This is a genomic window from Desulfuromonas soudanensis (assembly GCF_001278055.1).
Classification (GTDB): Bacteria; Desulfobacterota; Desulfuromonadia; order Desulfuromonadales; family WTL; genus Deferrimonas; species Deferrimonas soudanensis.
Genome location: NZ_CP010802.1, coordinates 1846495 through 1864523, shown reverse-complemented (window position 1 = coordinate 1864523; position 18029 = coordinate 1846495). Strand labels below are relative to the sequence as shown.

17 protein-coding genes are annotated in these 18029 nt (G+C 61.3%); 5 read left to right on the top strand and 12 right to left on the bottom strand.

Translation table 11 applies throughout. The features are described from left to right. Positions 1-47 precede the first annotated feature (47 nt). The 11 genes from DSOUD_RS08355 to rimI form a co-directional block, all read right to left on the bottom strand. A complete protein-coding gene (locus DSOUD_RS08355; RefSeq protein WP_053550585.1) occupies positions 48-977 on the bottom strand; it encodes an ExeA family protein in 930 nt (309 codons plus the stop codon). 28 nt (positions 978-1005) lie between these two features. Further along, on the bottom strand, positions 1006-3378 hold the full coding sequence (locus tag DSOUD_RS08350) for a tetratricopeptide repeat protein (protein WP_053550584.1): 2373 nt from the start codon (positions 3376-3378) through the stop codon (positions 1006-1008). A gap of 270 nt (positions 3379-3648) precedes the next feature. Next, a complete protein-coding gene (locus DSOUD_RS08345) occupies positions 3649-5043 on the bottom strand; it encodes a glucose-6-phosphate isomerase (RefSeq protein WP_053550583.1) in 1395 nt (464 codons plus the stop codon). A 124-nt stretch (positions 5044-5167) separates the two neighbouring features. Further along, positions 5168-5878, bottom strand: a complete 711-nt coding sequence (locus DSOUD_RS08340) for a pseudouridine synthase (protein WP_053550582.1) — start codon at positions 5876-5878, stop codon at positions 5168-5170. Positions 5879-5931: 53 nt separating this feature from the next. Next, the gene (scpB, locus tag DSOUD_RS08335) at positions 5932-6501 is read right to left on the bottom strand and encodes an SMC-Scp complex subunit ScpB (protein WP_053550581.1); all 570 of its coding nucleotides are present in this window, start codon (positions 6499-6501) and stop codon (positions 5932-5934) included. After that, positions 6488-7255, bottom strand: coding sequence for a segregation and condensation protein A (locus tag DSOUD_RS08330; RefSeq protein ID WP_053550580.1), 768 nt, complete (start codon positions 7253-7255; stop codon positions 6488-6490). Before DSOUD_RS08330 ends, scpB begins: the two co-directional genes overlap by 14 nt. 14 nt (positions 7256-7269) lie before the next feature. Continuing rightward, positions 7270-7956 carry a site-2 protease family protein gene (locus tag DSOUD_RS08325; protein ID WP_053550579.1) on the bottom strand — a complete coding sequence of 229 codons (687 nt, stop codon included), beginning with the start codon at positions 7954-7956 and terminating at the stop codon, positions 7270-7272. A 99-nt stretch (positions 7957-8055) separates the two neighbouring features. Beyond that, positions 8056-10701 carry a CBS domain-containing protein gene (locus tag DSOUD_RS08320; protein ID WP_053550578.1) on the bottom strand — a complete coding sequence of 882 codons (2646 nt, stop codon included), beginning with the start codon at positions 10699-10701 and terminating at the stop codon, positions 8056-8058. Positions 10702-10875: 174 nt separating this feature from the next. Further along, positions 10876-11799, bottom strand: coding sequence for a dihydroorotate dehydrogenase (locus tag DSOUD_RS08315; RefSeq protein WP_053552337.1), 924 nt, complete (start codon positions 11797-11799; stop codon positions 10876-10878). A 23-nt stretch (positions 11800-11822) separates the two neighbouring features. Next, complete coding sequence (locus DSOUD_RS08310) at positions 11823-12686, bottom strand: dihydroorotate dehydrogenase electron transfer subunit (RefSeq protein WP_053550577.1); 864 nt, start codon at positions 12684-12686, stop codon at positions 11823-11825. Between the two features lie 96 nt (positions 12687-12782). Continuing rightward, positions 12783-13265, bottom strand: a complete 483-nt coding sequence (gene rimI, locus DSOUD_RS08305) for a ribosomal protein S18-alanine N-acetyltransferase (RefSeq protein WP_082351159.1) — start codon at positions 13263-13265, stop codon at positions 12783-12785. Positions 13266-13566: 301 nt separating this feature from the next. Here rimI and purM point away from each other — a divergent pair, with 301 nt between their 5' ends. From purM to rpmB, 5 genes are all read left to right on the top strand, one after another. Then, positions 13567-14616 (top strand): phosphoribosylformylglycinamidine cyclo-ligase, encoded by a 1050-nt coding sequence (gene purM, locus DSOUD_RS08300; protein ID WP_053550575.1) that lies wholly within the window; start codon positions 13567-13569, stop codon positions 14614-14616. Positions 14617-14635: 19 nt separating this feature from the next. Beyond that, on the top strand, positions 14636-15292 hold the full coding sequence (gene purN / locus DSOUD_RS08295; protein ID WP_053550574.1) for a phosphoribosylglycinamide formyltransferase: 657 nt from the start codon (positions 14636-14638) through the stop codon (positions 15290-15292). 41 nt (positions 15293-15333) lie between these two features. Continuing rightward, positions 15334-15783 carry a 2-thiouracil desulfurase family protein gene (locus DSOUD_RS08290; RefSeq protein ID WP_053550573.1) on the top strand — a complete coding sequence of 150 codons (450 nt, stop codon included), beginning with the start codon at positions 15334-15336 and terminating at the stop codon, positions 15781-15783. A 60-nt stretch (positions 15784-15843) separates the two neighbouring features. Further along, positions 15844-17205, top strand: a complete 1362-nt coding sequence (locus DSOUD_RS08285; RefSeq protein ID WP_053550572.1) for a hypothetical protein — start codon at positions 15844-15846, stop codon at positions 17203-17205. A 91-nt stretch (positions 17206-17296) separates the two neighbouring features. Further along, complete coding sequence (gene rpmB, locus DSOUD_RS08280) at positions 17297-17488, top strand: 50S ribosomal protein L28 (RefSeq protein ID WP_053550571.1); 192 nt, start codon at positions 17297-17299, stop codon at positions 17486-17488. Positions 17489-17592: 104 nt separating this feature from the next. On the opposite strand, the gene DSOUD_RS08275 is transcribed toward rpmB, so the two are convergent. Beyond that, positions 17593-17976: a RidA family protein gene (locus DSOUD_RS08275; protein WP_053550570.1), complete on the bottom strand. Its 384-nt coding sequence runs from the start codon at positions 17974-17976 to the stop codon at positions 17593-17595. Positions 17977-18029: the final 53 nt, after the last annotated feature.

The window sequence follows — 18029 nt, the reverse complement described above, 5'->3', positions numbered from 1 at the left end:
CCGGAGTTACCGGCCGTCGGATTTTCAATGTTCAATCAAGTTGAGGACTAGAGTTTCTGCTCCAGGCGATCGAGCATGCTTTCAATATCGTCGAGTTCCGCCGTTTCCTTGCTCGGCAGAGCGACCCGGCTCTTGGGAGGCGGAATCGGGGAGGGCGACGGGCGGCTGAGGAGGCCGAGATCACCGGCAACACTGTGAACGACTTCGCTGTTGACCGTTTCGACCTTGCGCAGGAAGGCCTCGAAGAGGCAGTTGTCGGCAATGGTGTTGATCAAGCGCGGCACACCGCCGGCATAGGCATGGATGGCGGGGATCGATTCGGCGGAAAAGAGCATCCGCTTCGAACCGGCGACCTGAAGCCGGTGTTTGATATAGGAAACAGCGATTTCAACGGTCAGGGACTGCAGACGGCATTTCACAGCGACCCGTTGGGCCAGTGGTTCGTCGAGCGCCAGACAGTCTTCCACCTCGGGGAGCCCGAAAAAGACGATGTTGAGGAGTTTCTTGCCGGGGATTTCAAGATTGAGCAGGCCGCGAAACTCCTCCATCAACTCGCGGGTCTGAAGCATCTGGGCCTCATCGATCAGGACAACCGCCTTGCGTCCCTCTTCGTCGATCTGCCGCAGGCGCTCGTAGAGCTGTTTGAGCAGGACCAAACGATCGACGTCCGGGTTTTTGACCCCGAGTTGCATGGCGATGCGGGTCAGAATCCATTCGGGGGTGATCCCCGAGTGAACCATGACCAGCAGCGACGATTCGTATTTATCTTCCGGAAGGTTATCGAGCAGACGCCGCGCCAGGGTCGTCTTGCCGGTCCCCACCCCGCCGATGACAACGGCCAATCCCTTGTTGGAATCGACGGAATACATCAGCTTGACCAATGCATGTTTGTGCTGGTCGCTGTTGAAGTAGAAGCGGGCGTCCGGAGCGTTGGAAAACGGTTCCCTTTCCAGCCCGAATTGTTTGGCGTAGCTCATTGCATCTCCCAACGATTAGCGGCGTTTCTCAGACGAAGGAAACCCGGTCCCTTTTGCCCTTGGCCTCTTCGTTTTCAATAACCTTCTGCAGCGCCAGAATCTTCTCCCCGACATCGCGGAAGGAACGATCCGCTTCCGCTACGGCCTGGAACTGGGCAAGGGACTGGTCGGGGCGGCTCCAGGCTTCGTAGAGAAGCCCCATCTCGAAGGAGAGTCCCATCCGATCGACGTCGCTGAGTTCGCTGCGGGACATGGCCGAACGAAAAACGTCCTCGGCACCCTCGAAATCCCCCTTTTCGATGAGGCAGATCCCCTTGAGGGTCAGGCAGTCGAGCATCCGCAGCGGGTTGCGCATGGCATTGTCGAACTCATTCACGGCATCGTCGAGAAGACCCATCTCCTTGTAGGCTATGCCGAGATTGTAGTGGGATTCAGCGTCGTCGGCATCGATCTGGCTCTCGACCCCTTTTTTGAATTCACCGATGACGCCGTCGAGGCCGAAGCGGTCCGTTTCTTCCTCCGAATCGTCCATAAGCCCCCCCCTGTTTTCGGAAGGCATTTCCCCTGCCAGATCGAAAGAACTCTCTTCCTCAAGGGACGTTTCATCGCGCCGAGCGGCAATTTCTTCAAGCTTGGCCTGAACTTCGGGAAGATCGGCCTGGGATGCAAGGAGCCCCCGGCAGACCCGTTCAGCATCATCGAAAAGCCCCTGCTGCAGATAAAACTCGGCCTCTTCCAGTTCGGCCCGCAGGTCGATCTGCAGTTCGCCGGCGGCAGAGGTCTCCTGAATATCCAGAACGAGAAAATCGTCGTCTTCCGTCGTCAAGGAGATGGGAGGCTCGGAGACCAGTTCGATCTCCAGGGAGACCTCCTCAGCTTCATCGACGACATTGTCAGAATCGAATTCTACTATTTCGTCGAGCTGAAGTTCAAGGACCGATTCTTCCTCTTCGAGGGGTGTTTCGATCTCCGGTTCGGGAATATCGAGTTCCAGCTCGAGATCGATTTCATCCACTGCCGATTCCGCATCGGGAGCCTCGTCCTCCAGTTCAATCTCGAGTTCTTCTTCGTCTGCCTCCCCAGGCTCCTCATCGATCAGTTCGAGAGAGAGTTCCAGGTCAATCCCCTCATCGAGGGCCGTCTGAGAAGGAGGCGCACCGGTCAGACCCTCGACCTCTTCGAGGAATTCAAGGGAAAATTCTTCCAGACACTCTTCGTCCTCCAGTTCCGCAGGTTCGAGATCGGCGATTTCCTCCAGTTCTTCGAGGTCCTCGACGGCGGCGTCGGGAATGACGGCTTCGAGAACTGCCCCGGAAAGTGCTTCTCCGACCGGCTCCGGCCCTCCCCCTTCTTTCCCCGGGATGGAAGACATCACTTCGAAGAGTTTGTCCCCTTCGCCCGTCGCCTCATAGACGGACTGCAGGGTCAGCATGACCTGCCTGTCGTCGACCAGGGGCTTGAGACGCTCGTAGAAGACCTTCAGCGTCCTGGCACGCCCGCCGTCAAAGAAGGCCTTCTTCCACTCCTCCAGTTCCTCCAGAGCCCTCCGGTACTCGCCGCCGTCGAGGCAGGCACCGACATAGAATTCACGAAGGTCGAGATCGTCAGGGGCGGATTTGAGAAGGTGGTGATAGGTCAGGCGTTCGTTTTCGAAATCCCCTTTTTTACGGTAACCCTGGGCCAGGAATGCGAGAACTTGGGGATTTTCCGGGTCGTCTTTCATAAGGGAGCGCAGGAGGGTGATCCCCTTGTCTGCCTCATTCCCCTCGATCAACGCCTTGGCCATGCCGGTCTTCATCCCCGAATCTTTTGGAAACAGGGGGATGAGGATCTCGTAAAGTTTGAGGATGCGCGGGTGGTCTTCTTTTGCCTTGAGGTCGTTCAGGATGTCGTCAAAATCACGGCGCGCCTGGGCCATGTTGCCGCTCTGGGCATAACCCTCGGCCACCTTGACACGGATGTTGAGATTTTCGGGCTCAAGATCCCGCATCTTCTGCAGGACGTTGACCGCCTCGGGGAACATCCGGTTCTTTTCGTAATAGGAGACCAGGGTCCGGTATTCGGCAAGGGCATTCCCTACCAGCCCCTGCTTCTCGTTAAGCTCGGCCAGGCGGTGATAGATGTTGGCTCGCGTCGGCTCGAGCTTCTGCATCTGTTTGTAGACGGCAATGGCTTTGAGATAAAAACCGTTTTCCGTGTAATATTTGGCGACGGCCTCGTACTCGGTCTGAGCCTCGTCGATGCGTCGTTCGCGACTCAGAAGTTCGGCAAGTTTCTGGCGGTTCCGCATGTCCTTGGGGTCGGCCAGGACAACCTTCTGGTAATCGTTGATCGCCTTGGAAACCTGCCCTTTTTGCAGGTTTTTCTGTGCAGAAGCGAGAAATTTTTCTTTGTTGGACAAAGGTGTCACCCATGAAAGGATTTGCGGAAATTCTCCGGCAAGTCTAAAGGATTTACAGTAAACCTGTCAAGATTAAACAAGGCTGCGGAAAATACCGACTTTTTCCAAAAAATCAATTGCGAGAATATGCAAGGGTTTGGGAGCCTGCCGGACTGTGGGGCAAAGCAAAAAATGCGATTTTTGAGGACGGATCCGGGTCTCCAGGCGCCTCTATTGGTCGGAAAGGAGCCCGTACATCCCCCGCCGGCCTTTGGAGGTTCCGACAGGCGTTTAGAGAAGGTAACGGCTCTGCCGTTGGAAGGCGCGGGAAAATTCCTCTTTCTTCTCTTCGTACCCGGGGCGCCCCATGAGGGCATAGGTAAAATCCTTTCCTTCCTCTACGCCGGGCTGGTCGAGGGGATTGACGCCGAAAAGCCCGCCGGCGAACAAGGTCTGGATCTCCAGCATGTAGATGAGGGCGCCGACGGACTCGGGGGTGACCGCCGGCAGGGAGAGCGTGCAGTTGGCGCGGCCGTTTTGGGTCAGGGTCACGGCCGTCGCCTGCTGTTCACAGCGGATCAGCTCGGCCAGGGTGTGCCCCTCGAGGTAGGCCAGGCCGGAAGCGCCGGCAAGGGAGGGGATCGCCAGGTCGCAGCCGTAATCGTCCGGGGAAAGGAAGGTGACCACCTTGTCGAAGGGACCCTCCATGTAAAGCTGCACCTGGGAGTGCTGGTCCGTCGTCCCCAGGGCCTTGACGGGAGTGGGTCCGACATGGACCAGGTTTCCCTGAAGATCGACTTTCTTGCCGAGGCTCTCGGCCCAGAGTTGACGGAACCAGTCAGCCAGATCCCGCAGGCGATCGCTGTAGGGCATCATCACGCTGATGCGGAGCCCCTTGCCGTAGGCCAGATACTGGAGGGCGGCGTTGAGGTAGGCGGGGTTCTCCCGGAAATTCTCGAGGGTTACCCGTTCGGCCATGGAAGCGGCGCCGGCCAGAAGGGCGCGGATGTCGACTCCTGCCAGGGCCAGGGGGAGAAGGCCGACAGGGGTGAAGAGGGAGAAACGGCCGCCGACTCCCTCGGGAATCGAACAGGACCTGTACCCTTCGTCTGCGGCCAGCTTCCGCAGGGCACCGGAAACCGGGTCGGTAACCAGCACGAAATGGTCGCGAAAGGAGGTGCCGACGCTCCGGCTTACCCAGTCCAGGGCGATACTGAACTGGCTCATGGTCTCGACGGTGGACCCCGACTTGCTGATCACGAGAAAAACGGTTTCGGCAGGCGCCAGAAGATCGAGCGTTTCCGAAACGCCGACCGGATCGACATTGTCGAGGACGAAAAGCCGAAGTCCGCCGCCGCGCTCCTTGCGCGGGAGGAAATTGTGGTGAAGGGGGCACAGCGCCCGGAACAGGGCGAGAGTTCCCAGGGCCGACCCGCCGATGCCGAGAACGACGACGTTTTCAAACTGCCGGCAGAGTTCCCCGGCGAGCGTCAGAACTGCATCGACCGGACCCTTGTCGAAGGGGAGTTCGTAAAAAGGGAGAAATCCCTCTTCCCGACGGACCAGGAGATCCCGATGAATGGCCTCGGCGCGGGGTCGCAGCCCTTCCAGTTCCGCCTCGCTGATCCCCCGCTCCGGGCCGAGGACCGAAGCCATCATGTTGGTGTAATCGAATCCGATACTCATGATTCCGCCCTCCCCTTTTCGTCGATTTGAATTATGTGAACTACACAATCGGTCAGCCTATAAGTCCGAAGTCCGGCAAAGGTATCGGCGCTGTCGAGGTCCTGAGCGCCAATTATGCCAAAATTCACATTTTTTTCAATTGTGCGACTTCCTGGGGGGTGAGGTGGCGAAAGTGCCCCGAGGCCAGATTGCCGAGATCGAGAAAGGCCAGCCGTATCCGTTTCAGGCGGCTCACCGAGTGGCCGAGGGACTCGCACATGCGGCGGACCTGACGGTTGCGCCCTTCATGGATGGTGATCTTGAACCAGGTGTGACTTCCGACCACCCGCACGTCCTCCACCCGGGCCGGCGCCGTCGGACCGTCGTCGAGGAGAATCCCCCGGGCGAGCTTCTGCTGGCTGGCAGCGGATAGGGCTCCGCGCACCCGGACCAGATAGGTCTTGTCGATCTGATGCCGGGGGTGGGCGAGATGCTGGGCGAGGTCGCCGTCGTTGGTGAGAATCAGCACCCCCTCGGTGTTGAGATCGAGCCGGCCGACGGGAAACAGGCGGGCCGGAATCCCCTTGACAAGATCGGCTACCACCGGCCTCCCCTTGGGGTCCCGCAGGGTGGTCACATACCCCGTCGGTTTGTTGAGGAGGATATAGAATTTTTCTTCCTGCCCCCCGAGAGGACGACCGTCGACCTCAACGCGGTCCTCGGCGGGATCGGCCCGCTCGCCGAGAACGGCGACGACGCCGTTGACCCGGACGCGGCCGGCTTCGATCCACCCTTCGGCCTCCCGGCGCGAGGCGAGGCCGGCGGCGGCGATCAGTTTCTGCAAACGCTCTTTCATGGTTTCTGCCAGGGGGAAAGGAGCCGGCGGCGGCCGGCTCTTGAAAAAAATGATCAGTTCTCGGGGGGAGCGACTGAATCGGCGCCGGCGTCGAGAACATCGAGGTTGAGTTCGCTGAATTCCTTGAGGGTCGGCAGTCCCGCGAGGTCCCGCAGACCGAAGAGTTCGAGGAACTCGCGGGTGGTTCCGTAGATCATGGGACGCCCGGGGACATCCTTCTTGCCGAGGATACGGAGGAGGTGCCGATCGAGCAGGGTCTTGACCACGCCGCCGGAGTCGACTCCCCGCAGGTATTCGATTTCCGCCCGGGTCACCGGCTGCCGGTAGGCGATGATCGCCAGGGTTTCCAGGGCGGCCCGCGAAAAGCGGAAGGGCCGGTTCTTCACCAGCCGGCGCACCCATTCCCCGTGCTCCGGCCGGGTGCGGAACTGGAAGCCTCCGGCGATTTCCTGCAGGATAAAACCGCGGCTCGCGGCGGCATATTCGGCCACCAGTTCCTGCAGCACCAGGGCGACGCTTTTTCGTTCGACGTCGAGGGCCTCGGCGATGCGCTCGAGGCGGATCGGCTCCGGCGAGACAAAAACCAGGGCCTCCACCAGGGTCTTGAGTTCAGCAGTATCCAAGGGAATCGTCTTCCAGTTGCAGAGTTAAAGGACCCTCTTCGACGACGGCGGGATAGAGCCAGATCGTTCCGTAACGACTGTTCTGCATCAGGCGCAAAAGGCGCAGCTTGACGAGTTCAAGCATCGCCAGAAAGGTGGTCACCACGTCCTGGCGCAACGGCGGCGTCGGAAAGAGTTCGGTAAAAGAGAGGCTCTGGCGACCTTCGAGAAGGGTAAGGATGGAATTGATGCGGTCCGTCACCGACAGGCGCTCCTGGTCGACTTCGTGAATGACGGGTTCAGGCGCCTCCCGCAGGACTCCGCGCAGCGCCTCAACCAGTTCGTAGAGACCGACGCTGTGGAATTCCTCCTCCTCCCCCTCCTCCAGCTCCCGGGCAGGAAAGGTCCGAGCAAAGATTTCGCGGTCGAGAAGGGGAAAGGTGTCGAGGGTGGCGGCGGCATCCTTGTATTTCTGATATTCGAGAAGGCGCCGGACCAGCTCCGCCCGGGGATCTTCCTCTTCCTCCTCGGCATCCTCCTCTTCGGAAGGGGGGAGGAGCATGCGCGACTTGATGTAGAGGAGAGTGGAGGCCATCAGGAGAAATTCGCCGGCCACATCGAGGTTGAGGCTCTGAATGACATCGATGGCGACAAGATACTGGGCGGTGATTTCGGCGATGGGGATATCGCAGATATCCATCTCGTTTTTGCGGATCAGGTGCAGGAGAAGGTCGAGAGGGCCCTCGAAATTTTCGATCTTGATTTCGTATGCCATCAGTTTCCCAACCCTCAGCGGGCCAGAAGAAATTGAATGGCCCGGTCCACCAGATAAGTCTGGGGGCCGGCCAGGATTCCGACCATGAGGGAGATCGCCGGGGAAAGAACGATGCGCCAGAGATCGGTGAAGAAGATGAGAAGGATGACGATCATAAAGCCGAAGGGTTCGAGACGGGCGAGCATCGCCGCCTGCCGAGGGGGCAGAATCCCCGTCATGACCCGTCCGCCGTCCAGGGGGGGGATCGGCACCAGATTGAAGACGGCCAGTATGATGTTGATGTAGAGGCTGAAACCGGCCATCAGCTTCACCGGCTCGAACATCCTGCTCGCCATCCCGCCGTCCTGCAAGACGCCGTCGGGAATCTGGGCCAGAACCCGCAACAGCAGGGCCGAAATGACGGCCAGACCCAGGTTGGTCAACGGCCCCGCAAGAGCCACCCAGACCATGTGAAGGCGCGGGCGGCGCAGGTTGGCAAAATTGACCGGGACCGGGCGGGCCCAGCCGAAGCCGAAAAAAAGGAGGGCGATGGTGCCGATCGGGTCGAGATGCTTGAGAGGATTGAGCGTCAAGCGACCGAGAAGCCTGGCCGTCGGGTCCCCGAGGCGTTCGGCGGTATAGCCGTGCGCCACCTCGTGCAGGGTGACGGCCAGGAGCGCCGGAACCAGCATGACGGAGATTTTGGCCAGTATGCTTTCCATCGGGACACAACCCTTCCTGAAAAATGATCCGCTTTAATTAGCAGATGACCGGCAGCAAGTCAATGAATGGGCTTCTCCCGCTCCCTGAGAGGAGAAGAGTCAGGGTTTCAAAAAGCGCTTTTTCACCAGGACGATCTCGTCCTCACGACTGGCCACCTTGCCATTGAGCCGGGCATCAAGGAGGGTCTTGAGAATTTTCTTGTACAGGGGGCCCGGCGGGATCCCCAGCGCCTTGAGTTCGTCGCCGCTAAGAAGGGGTGCGGCTTTGCGCAGCGCCGTATAAAAATAGGAGACCCAGCTCCGGACTTCGTCGTTGTCGACACGGGCCATGAGATAGAGGAGGGCTTCGGTTGCCAGAGGGGAGAGCCGGGCGTGGAGTTCGACGGGACGCAGCGGCCGGCCTCGCCCCCAGCGTCGTTCGAAAAACCGCTGCAGCCGGTGCACCTCCCTGCGCTGTTCACCAAGGATCACCCCATGGCGAGAAGGGATTCCCAGGCGCCGGTTAAGTTCCTCCAGGGACTCCTCGTCGAGCCCGGAGGTCAGGCAGAGAAAATAGACCAGCCAACCCTGACAGGGCTCGCCGGTGTAGAGGAGCTCATACCAGTGAATGGCCCGACTTGCCTCCGCGAAGAGGGACTTGACGCGGGGAGGGAGAGTCAGCCGGGAATGGATGTACGGCAACAGCCCCAGCTCGGCCATTCGCTCCACCGCCGGGAGGGGATTGGATTCCTTGAGGATCTGTGCCAGTTCGTTGAAGAGACGCGGCCCGCCGACCTTCTCGACGAATCCCATGCGCAGGGCGCTGCGCAGCAGTTGTTCGGTCTGAAGGCCGATATGAAACCCGAGGCGCTGCTCGAAGCGGATGGCACGAAAGACCCGGGTTGAATCTTCGACGAAGCTGAGATTGTGCAGGACCCGCAGGACTTTGTCCTGCAAGTCCCGCTGAGCGCCGAAGAAATCGAGAAGGGCCCCCTTTTCCGGGCCGTTGAGCGCCAGGGCCAGGGTGTTGATGGTGAAGTCCCGCCGGTAGAGATCGAGCTTGATGGAGGCATGCTCGACGTTGGGGAGCGCTCCCGGCTCATGGTAGTACTCCATGCGGGCCGAGGCAATGTCGACCTTGAAGCCGTCGGGGAAGATGATAACGGCGGTGCCGAATTTGGCGTGGGTGCGCACCCGGCAGGGATGACGCCGGCAATACTCCCGGGCGAAGGCGATGCCGTCCCCCTCGATGACGAGGTCGATATCGAGGTTTTCCTTCCCCAGAAGCAGATCGCGGACAAAACCTCCGACGGCGAAGATCGGGACGTTCTGTGCATCTCCCACCTCCCCCATTCCCGCCAGCAGCTCGCGGATGGACGCCGGCAGACGTTCGCGAACCAGACGGGAGACCTGACGTTTTTTAAGGGCGGACCCGCTGGCCGCAAGGTCCTCGACTCCGGGGTGACGCAGGGCGCGGGCGCCGGAAACCATGTGGCGCAACAGGTCGGTGCGGGTGATGACCCCGAGGAGTTTCCCTTCGCCGAAGACCGGAACCAGGCGCTGGTTGCGGTCGACAATCAGCTCCTGCAGGGTCTCGATGGGGGTCGAGGGGGAAGCGCTGGCGAATTCCCCGCTCATGTATTCGCTCACCGCAACCTCGGCGAGGCCGTGGTGGGCGGCCTTGTCAGCCACCTGCCGGGTGATGACGCCGGCGACCTCCGAACCGTCCATGACCGGCAGGGCGTTGAGATTGTAGCGGGTCATCAGCTCCCGGGCCTCCCTGAGGCTGGCTCCCCCTGCGATGCTCTTCACCGGGCTCGACATCAGGTGCCGTGCTTCCCAGCGGGGCTGAACGCGCTCCCGAAGGATCTGCGGAATCCGTTCGAGGACCTGCACCAGGGTCATGTCCCGACAGGTGCCGGAAGCGGCGAAGGCGTGGCCGCCGCCGCCGAACTCGCTGAGGATTTCCCCCACATGAACTTCCGGAATCCGCGAGCGCCCGACCATGAAGATGCGATCCCCCATGCGCACCACGACCAGCAGGGCGCTGAGATTCTCCATGTCCTTGAGCTTGTGCGCCAAAAGAGCCAGGTCGCCGACAAAATGATCCACGGTGGCATGGGCGACGGAGATCTCAATGCCGCTGACGGTCAGGACGGTGCGGGAGGTAATCAGCTCATGGAGGAGAGCCACCTGTTCGGCATTGAGTTCCTGGACCAGGGAGTCGGAAACGGTGTTGAGGTCGGCGCCGTGGGAAAAGAGGAAGATGGCGGCCCTGTAGTCGTCGAGGGTCGTGGAACTGAAGAGGAGATTACCGGTGTCTTCATAGAGGCCGAGCATCATCATGGTCGCCTCTTCGGGGGTCGGGTCGATCCCCTGCTCCATGAAGATTTTCAACAGAACGGTCACCGTCGAACCGACAGGTTCAATGACCTCCCGCTCCCCGTGAAGGTCGGCGTTGCCGGCGGGATGATGATCGTAGATGTGCACCTCGACCCCGGGACGGTGCGCCACGGCGGCAAAGGGACCGATGCGTTCCGACTGCCGCACGTCGACCAGAATCAGGAGGGTGACGGCCTCAAGGTCGATGTCCCGGACCCGACTGAAAAGAGCTGCCTGTTCGGGGTTTTTCAGAAAAAACTCGCGCAGACTCCGCTCCTGGGCGCCGGCAAAGATCATCTTGGCATCGGGATAGAGCCTGCGAGCGGCGACCATCGCTCCGAGACAGTCGAAATCGGCATTGATGTGGGTGGTGATCACGTCCATAGGCGGCAACGGCTCTTGAGTCACTTGAATTTGACTTTGTTTCAAAAGGCAAAATTTGCCACCAAGGCACCAAGACACCAAGGAGACCGAGCGTTTTTGGGGATTTTCTTGGTGCCTCCGTGTCTTGGTGGCTAAAAATCCTGTTTCTATTTTATCCCGTCACCCGTCACCGCCCTACAGCTGCAACGATCCGATCAGGTCGTTGATGTCGGCGATCCCCTCCTCAAGACAGAAGGCCTCGAGTCCGTCGATGATATCCGGCATGACCCCGGGATCGATGAAGTTGGCGGTGCCGACCTGCACCGCCCTGGCACCGACGATGAGAAACTCCAGGGCGTCCCGGGCGCAGGTGATGCCGCCGATGCCGATGACCGGTATTTTCACCGCCTGCACCACCTGATGAACCATGCGCACCGCCACCGGGCGGATGGCGGGGCCGGAGAGACCGCCGGTGCGGTTGGCGATTTTCGGTCTGCGGGTCCTGACGTCGATGGCCATGCCGGTGAGGGTATTGATGCAGCTGATGGCGTCGGCCCCGGCTTCTTCGGCGGCGCGGGCGATGACGGTGATGTCGGTGACGTTGGGGGTGAGCTTGACGATCAGCGGCTTGTTGAGGGACTTGCGCACCAGGGCCACCACTTGGGCGGCGGCTCTCGGATCGGTGCCGAAGACGATCCCCCCCTGCTTGACGTTGGGGCAGGAGATATTGAGCTCGACGGCGGAAATTTCCGGGATGTCGGAGAGGCGCCGAGCCACCTCGCCGTATTCCTCGAGGGTGTTGCCGAAGAAATTGGCGATCACCGGAACGTCGAAGTTCTGGTAATAGGCGACCTTGTCGGCGAGAAAGGCCTCTATCCCCACGTTCTGCAACCCGATGGCGTTGAGCATACCGCTGGTGGTCTCGGCGATGCGCGGCGTCGGATTGCCGGCCTTGGGATTCAGGGAGAGCCCCTTGGTGACGATGGCGCCGAGACGGCCGAGATCGAAATAGGGGGCGTATTCCTCGCCGTAGCCGAAGGTTCCCGAGGCGGGCATGACCGGGTTTTTCATTCTGATTCCGGCGATCTCGACGGCGAGGCTGGGACGGACGACGTTCATGGTCTTCTTCTCCTGACAGGACATCACTTGCACCCTCCCTCGGCACAGGAACCTTTTGAAACCGCGGCTTTCCCCCAGTCGAGATCACTGGAGTCGAAGACCGGCCCGGCCTTGCAGGTGCAGAGATAACGGGGTCGGGTCTCGCTGTGGCCGACCCCCTTGACGACGCAGCCGAGGCAGGCGCCGACGCCGCAGGCCATGTGGGCCTCCAGAGAGACCTGCAGGGGCACGCCGCGGCCGCGGCAGATCTTCTCCACCGCCGAGAGCATCGGCATCGGTCCGCAGGCAAAGACTTCGGCTTCGGGATATTTGCCGAGCTTGCGCTCCAGGACCCGGGTAACGAATCCCTCCTCGCCGAGGGTGCCGTCATCGGTGGAAACGTAGGTTTCGACCCCCGAACGCTCGAACTCGGTCACGGCGAGGATATCGTCGCGACCTCGTCCCCCCATCAGCAGCCGGACCCGGTCTCCGCGGGAGATCAGGGCCTCGCCGAGCATGAAGAGGGGGACCAGGCCGATGCCGCCACCGACCAGAATCTTCTCCCGTCCCGGCACGCCGAGATCGAAACCCTTCCCCAGGGGACCGAGGAGTTCCACCCGGTCCCCCTGGTGGAGTTCGCTGAGGATGCGCGTCCCCTCCCCCACCACCTTGTAAAGGATCTCCAGGTACTCCCGTGCCGGCAGGCCGTCGCATTCGGCCGGCAGACAGCCGACGCGAAAGATGCCGAAGGGGCGGCGGAGCAAGGTCGGCAGTGCCAGCGCCGGACGCAGCATGACGAACTGCCCGGGGGTAACGGTGCCGGCAAAACCCGGCGTGAGAATACGCATCCGGAAGGTGCCGGAAGTAATCTCCTGGTTGGCAAGAACGATGGTTTTGTAGTTTTTCATGCAACGGGCTCCAGGTTGAATCGCATGGGTATCAGAGTCTGGACTATGGCAGGTTTTTTCCGCCGGTTCCCTGGGGACAGCGGCGCCAGGTGCGGTTCAGCGGGGTCCTGTGGCGGCGGAATCGGTCAGGAGTGACAACTCCATCAGCAGGGCATCCTCACCATCTGAATAATATCCCTTCCGCCTCCCGGTCCCCCTGAATCCGAAGCGGCTGTAGAGGGCGATGGCGGAGACGTTGCCGACCCGGACCTCAAGAACGACTCGTTCGGCCCCCTCACCGCGCCCCCGGGCAAGAAGATGCCGGAGCAGGGCGACCGCCACTCCCTGTCGACGAAAAGCAGGTGCGGTGACCACATCGTGGATTTCCACTTCGTCGGCAACCGTCCAGGAGCAGAGGAAACCGGCGATACTGCCGCCCAGTTCCCCGATGTCGATGCGGGCGACGGGGTTTTCCAGTTCGCGAAGGAAGAGGGCCTCGGACCAGGGGTGGTCGTGACAAAGAGCTTCGATCGCCACCACCTCGGAGAGGTCGGTCCTCTCCATCGGGCGGATAAGAATGGAATTTAAAGGGTTATCCATGAAGGGCGCCGCCGGCCTCGGAATCCCCGCCAAAGGAGGAAGAAAAATCAAAGGAATGCCTGAAAACGGTTCACAGGATATGACAGCCACCCCTGGTCTGTAAAGGGATAAACGGCCCGGACGGCGGTCCCGCCCGCCGGTAGTCGCCCCGGCAGGAGACCGAGGGGAGACGGCCCCGCCCAGGAAGGGCGCAGGAGAGAAAGAAGGATAGCGGAAACCACCTTCCGGGGGACTTTGCCGTTGACAAACCAGCCTCAATTGATTTAATAGTTAGCGACTTTGACACAAGGAGCTTAAGGCATTGGCGACAGACAATAAAGTGACTTATAAGGATGCCGGCGTCGACATTGATGCCGGCAATCGTTTTGTCCAGATGATCAAACCGCTGGTCAAGGCCACCTCGCGCCCCGAGGTCCTCACCGACATCGGCGGTTTCGGCGGGCTCTTTTCCCTCCACGCCGACAAGTACAAGAAACCGATTCTGGTTTCTTCCACCGACGGCGTCGGCACCAAACTCAAACTCGCCTTCATGATGGACAGGCACGACACGGTGGGGATCGATCTGGTCGCCATGTGCGTCAACGACGTCATCGTCCAGGGGGCCGAGCCGCTCTTCTTCCTCGATTACCTGGCCACCGGCAAACTCTCGCCGGAAAAAGCGGTGCAGATCGTCAAGGGGATCTCCGACGGCTGCATCCAGGCCGGCTGCGCCCTGATCGGCGGAGAAACGGCCGAAATGCCCGGGATGTACGGCGAAGGAGAATACGACCTCGCCGGATTCACCGTCGGGGTGGTGGACGACAGCAAAATCATCGACGGTTCCTCGATCACCGTCGGCGACCAGGTGATCGGCCTCGCCTCCACCGGCCTTCATTCCAACGGCTACTCTCTGGCCCGGAAAGTCTTTTTCGAGCGGATGGGTCTGGGGATCGACGCCGTTCTTCCCGGACTCGAAAAGCCCCTCGGGGAAGAACTCATGACCCCGACACGCATCTACGTCAAGACGATTCTCAACCTGCTGCGGGATTTCCAGGTCAAGGGAATGGCCCACATCACCGGCGGCGGCATCGTCGAAAATCTCCCCCGGGTCCTCCCCAAGCACTGCCGTGCCATCATCCGCAAGGACAGCTGGCCGAAACTGCCGATTTTCGAACTCCTCCGCCAGGGGGGCAATATCGATGAACTGGAGATGTACCGCACCTTCAATTACGGCATCGGCATGACCCTGGTCGTTCCCAAAAAAGATACGGACGACATCCTGGGACGCCTCGGCGGGCTCAATGAAAAGGCCTACCTCATCGGCGAGATCGTCAAGAGCGGCGAGAGCGACGAACAGGTCGAGTTGGTCTGAGCCGGTGACAGGGGGAGCGGTGACGGAGAGACTGCGGCTGGGATGCCTGGCATCGGGAGGAGGGTCCAACCTGCAAGCGATCATCGATCGCTGCCGGGACGGCTCCCTGGCGGCGGAAATATCCGTGGTCATCAGCAACAAACCCGATTCCGGAGCCCTGCAGCGGGCCCGAAATGCCGGGATTCCCGCCCTGTGCATCGACCACCGCAACTTTCCCACCCGTGAGGATTTCGACCGCGCCGTCGTCGCCGCCCTGCTCGAGGCCGGGGTCGAACTCATCGTTCTCGCCGGCTTCATGCGTCTGATCTCCGACGTCTTCCTCGATGCCTTCCCGGGCCGGATCATGAACATTCATCCGGCGCTCCTCCCCGCCTTTCCCGGCCTGCACGTCCAGCGCAAAGCCCTCGAATACGGCGCCCGCGTCACCGGAGCCACCGTCCACTTCGTCGACGGCGGAGTCGATACCGGACCGATCGTCATTCAGGCGGTCGTTCCCATCCTCGACGACGACACCGAAGAGTCCCTTTCGGCGAGAATCCTCGAGCAGGAACACCGCATCTACCCGAGGGCCATTGAGCTCTTCGCCCAGGGACGGTTGCGCATCGACGGCCGCCGGGTCCGCATCGAGCCCCCCCTCCCCCCCGGCAGCGAAGTCCTGGTCCACCCGCCCCTTTAGCCGGCGGCTCCATCAGCGGAAGCTGCAACACCGGAGGGATCATGTCACGGCCGATTCTGGTGAGCGCCTGCCTCCTCGGCCTGCTCACCCGCTACGATGGTCAAACGAAATGCAACCAGAAGGTCCTCGACTTTCTCAAGGCGCAAGGGCTGGTACCGATCCCCGTCTGCCCCGAGCAACTGGCGGGGCTTTCGACCCCCCGTCCGGCCACCTTCTTTTCCAAAGGCGACGGCCGGGACCTTCTCGACGGCAAAGGCACGGTGGTCAATCGCGTCGGGGACGAAATGAACGCCCCTTTCCTGCGCGGGGCAGCCGAGGTCCTGAAGATTGCCCGGATCAGCGGCGCCACCTTGGCGCTCTTCAAAGAACGCAGCCCCTCCTGCGGAGTGCACCAGGTCTACCTCGAGGAGACGATTATTGCCGGCCAGGGGGTCACCAGCGCCCTGCTGCAGCGAAACGGCCTGAGTCTCTGCAGCGAAGACGATATCTGACCTGACAGCAAAGATCCCCCGGCCCGGTCTCGCCTCCCTTACCCAGGTTCTTGACAGCCCATGGAAAAAACCGACATAGGAACCACCAGCCGGCAGCGCCCGCCAAGGCCGACCTCCTCCCCGGGGGCGGGGAGATCGGGGGCCTCACACCATTACCAGGTCATTATCCTCGGTGACTGTCTTGCCTCGCGCATCGCCGGGGTGATCCTCGCCAAACGCGGCTGCCGTGTTCTTACCCTGCAGGGACAACGGCCCTCCGGTCACCCCTGGTTCCAGTCGTCCTTCCACCTCGAACAACTCCTCGAGAGTCTCGGCGGGAGGGCCTGCTTCACCCCCCCCACCCCCTTTCAGGTCATTACCGAAGAGAGCCGACTCGAGATCAACGGCTCTTCCCCCCTTGAAGAGGAAGTGCGCCGGGAATTCCCCGCAAGCCATCGGGACGTTCTCTCCGCCCTGGCAAGACTCGATCTTCTCGGCCAGGAGTTGGAAAAGGTGCTGTGGCGTAGCGGAGGGCTCCCCCTCTTCGGCGTCGGCAGCCGTCTCAAGTTCACCACCCGGCGGCTCTTCTCGGGTCTAAGGGCCAAGGGGATGATGCGCCCGCTGAGCGAGGTCCTCCTCCCCTTTGCCGGCGACCCCGCAGGGGCTGCCCTCAACGCACTCTTTGCCGGGCTGGCCATGACCCCGCCGGAAGAGCTCTCCGTCGCCGAAGGGGCCCTGCTGTGGAGCAATGCCATTCGCAGCCGCGACGTCTCCCCTTCGGGCCTCGACGATCTCCTCGGCCACCGGTATGAGCAGTTTCACGGCGAGATCGGGGACCTGACCCAGGTGCAATCCCTCGATTTCGCCGGGAAGACCCTGCGCAGCGCCATCCTGCGCAGCGGAGCGCGCTGCAGCGCCGATCACTTCATTCTCGGAAGTCCCGAGGCACTCCCTCTGCTGCCGGAGAAGCTGCGAAACAAGGTCTCCGCCTCACCCCGGCGGAGGACCCAGTTCTCCACAGCTCTCGACGACTCCCTGGTCTCTCCCCTCATCGCCCCGCGGGTGATCCTTGCCGGGGCGCCCCCCCTGCGCCTGACCCTGACTGCGCGGGAGGCCCAGGTCCACTGTTCCATCGACCTCCCCTGGCAGGCCGACGCCGCCGACGAGGCCAGCGTCAAGGAGATCGTCCGTCGTCTGTCGCCGCGGCTCTTCCCCTTTGGCCGATATACCTTGCAGGCGGCGCACCCTCAGGCCGCGGGGGAAGCCGGCCCGCAGAAGAGCGGGGCCCGGTTCCTCGGCGCCCGCAACGGCATGCGCCTGCGCGGCAACCTCCTTCTTTGCCATGGCCCTGGGATTCTGCCGTCCCTGGCCGCCACCGGCGAGGTCCTCGCGGGGTTTTCCACGGCCAGCCAGATTTATCGGCGATTAAAGCCCGTCAAATGAGGGACTGCACCAGTCCCGCCATAAAAATGGTTGCAATTTCCCCGCAGCCATGATATCTATCCGGATCTAAACTTCCAGGAGGTCAAAGAAAATGTCCAGAGTCTGTGAAATCTGCGGAAAAGGGCGGACAACCGGCAACAATGTCAGCCATGCACATAACAAAACCCGGAAGGTCTGGCTCCCCAACCTTCAAAAAGTCAAGGCCCTCAAAAACGGTACCGTGCGCTCCATCAAGGTCTGCACCCGCTGTATCCGTTCCGGTGCCGTAACCAAGGCCCTCTGAGCCAAGTGACCCAAAAAGATACGGGGGACGAACCGGCTGGTTCGTCCCCCCTTTTTTTTGCTCGCCACCCCAGTCCCAGGCGTTCGGTTCGAGTCGCCCCTCCCCTACCCGCCGTAGGCAATTCCTTCGATTTCGACACCGACTCCCTTGGGGAGACCGGCAACCTGCACCGTGGCCCGCGCCGGAGCGATCCCCGGGAAAAAGCGACCGTAGATGGCGTTAACTGCGGCAAAGTCCCCGAGATCCTGCAAATAGATGGTCGTCTTGACCACCTGGGAAAACTCCAGGCCCGCAGCCTGCAGCACGGCACCGAGGTTAGCCATCACCTGCTCGGTCTGCCTCTCGATCCCCCCTGAAACCACCTCGCCGCTCCGCGGATCGAGGGGAATCTGTCCCGAAAAAAAGAGATAGTCTCCAGCCCTCACCGCCTGGGAATAGGGCCCGATGGCTTTCGGAGCCCCTGCGGTTTCAATCTTTTCCATCCCCATATCTTTCTCCTCGATTCTCTCCTGAGGGAATCCGCCCGAGCACCCTCGGGATC

Excerpts from the sequence above, each read along its gene's own strand:
- DSOUD_RS08290 (WP_053550573.1), top strand. The coding sequence starts at position 15,334 with ATGTCACGGCCGATTCTGGTGAGCGCCTGCCTCCTCGGCCTGCTCACC.
- DSOUD_RS08345 (WP_053550583.1), bottom strand. The coding sequence starts at position 5,043 with ATGAGTATCGGATTCGATTACACCAACATGATGGCTTCGGTCCTCGGC.
- DSOUD_RS08355 (WP_053550585.1), bottom strand. The coding sequence starts at position 977 with ATGAGCTACGCCAAACAATTCGGGCTGGAAAGGGAACCGTTTTCCAAC.
- DSOUD_RS08310 (WP_053550577.1), bottom strand. The coding sequence starts at position 12,686 with ATGAAAAACTACAAAACCATCGTTCTTGCCAACCAGGAGATTACTTCC.
- DSOUD_RS08330 (WP_053550580.1), bottom strand. The coding sequence starts at position 7,255 with ATGGCATACGAAATCAAGATCGAAAATTTCGAGGGCCCTCTCGACCTT.
- DSOUD_RS08285 (WP_053550572.1), top strand. The coding sequence starts at position 15,844 with ATGGAAAAAACCGACATAGGAACCACCAGCCGGCAGCGCCCGCCAAGG.
- DSOUD_RS08315 (WP_053552337.1), bottom strand. The coding sequence starts at position 11,799 with ATGAACGTCGTCCGTCCCAGCCTCGCCGTCGAGATCGCCGGAATCAGA.
- rimI (WP_082351159.1), bottom strand. The coding sequence starts at position 13,265 with ATGGATAACCCTTTAAATTCCATTCTTATCCGCCCGATGGAGAGGACC.
- rpmB (WP_053550571.1), top strand. The coding sequence starts at position 17,297 with ATGTCCAGAGTCTGTGAAATCTGCGGAAAAGGGCGGACAACCGGCAAC.
- DSOUD_RS08340 (WP_053550582.1), bottom strand. The coding sequence starts at position 5,878 with ATGAAAGAGCGTTTGCAGAAACTGATCGCCGCCGCCGGCCTCGCCTCG.
- DSOUD_RS08325 (WP_053550579.1), bottom strand. The coding sequence starts at position 7,956 with ATGGAAAGCATACTGGCCAAAATCTCCGTCATGCTGGTTCCGGCGCTC.
- DSOUD_RS08275 (WP_053550570.1), bottom strand. The coding sequence starts at position 17,976 with ATGGGGATGGAAAAGATTGAAACCGCAGGGGCTCCGAAAGCCATCGGG.
- DSOUD_RS08320 (WP_053550578.1), bottom strand. The coding sequence starts at position 10,701 with ATGGACGTGATCACCACCCACATCAATGCCGATTTCGACTGTCTCGGA.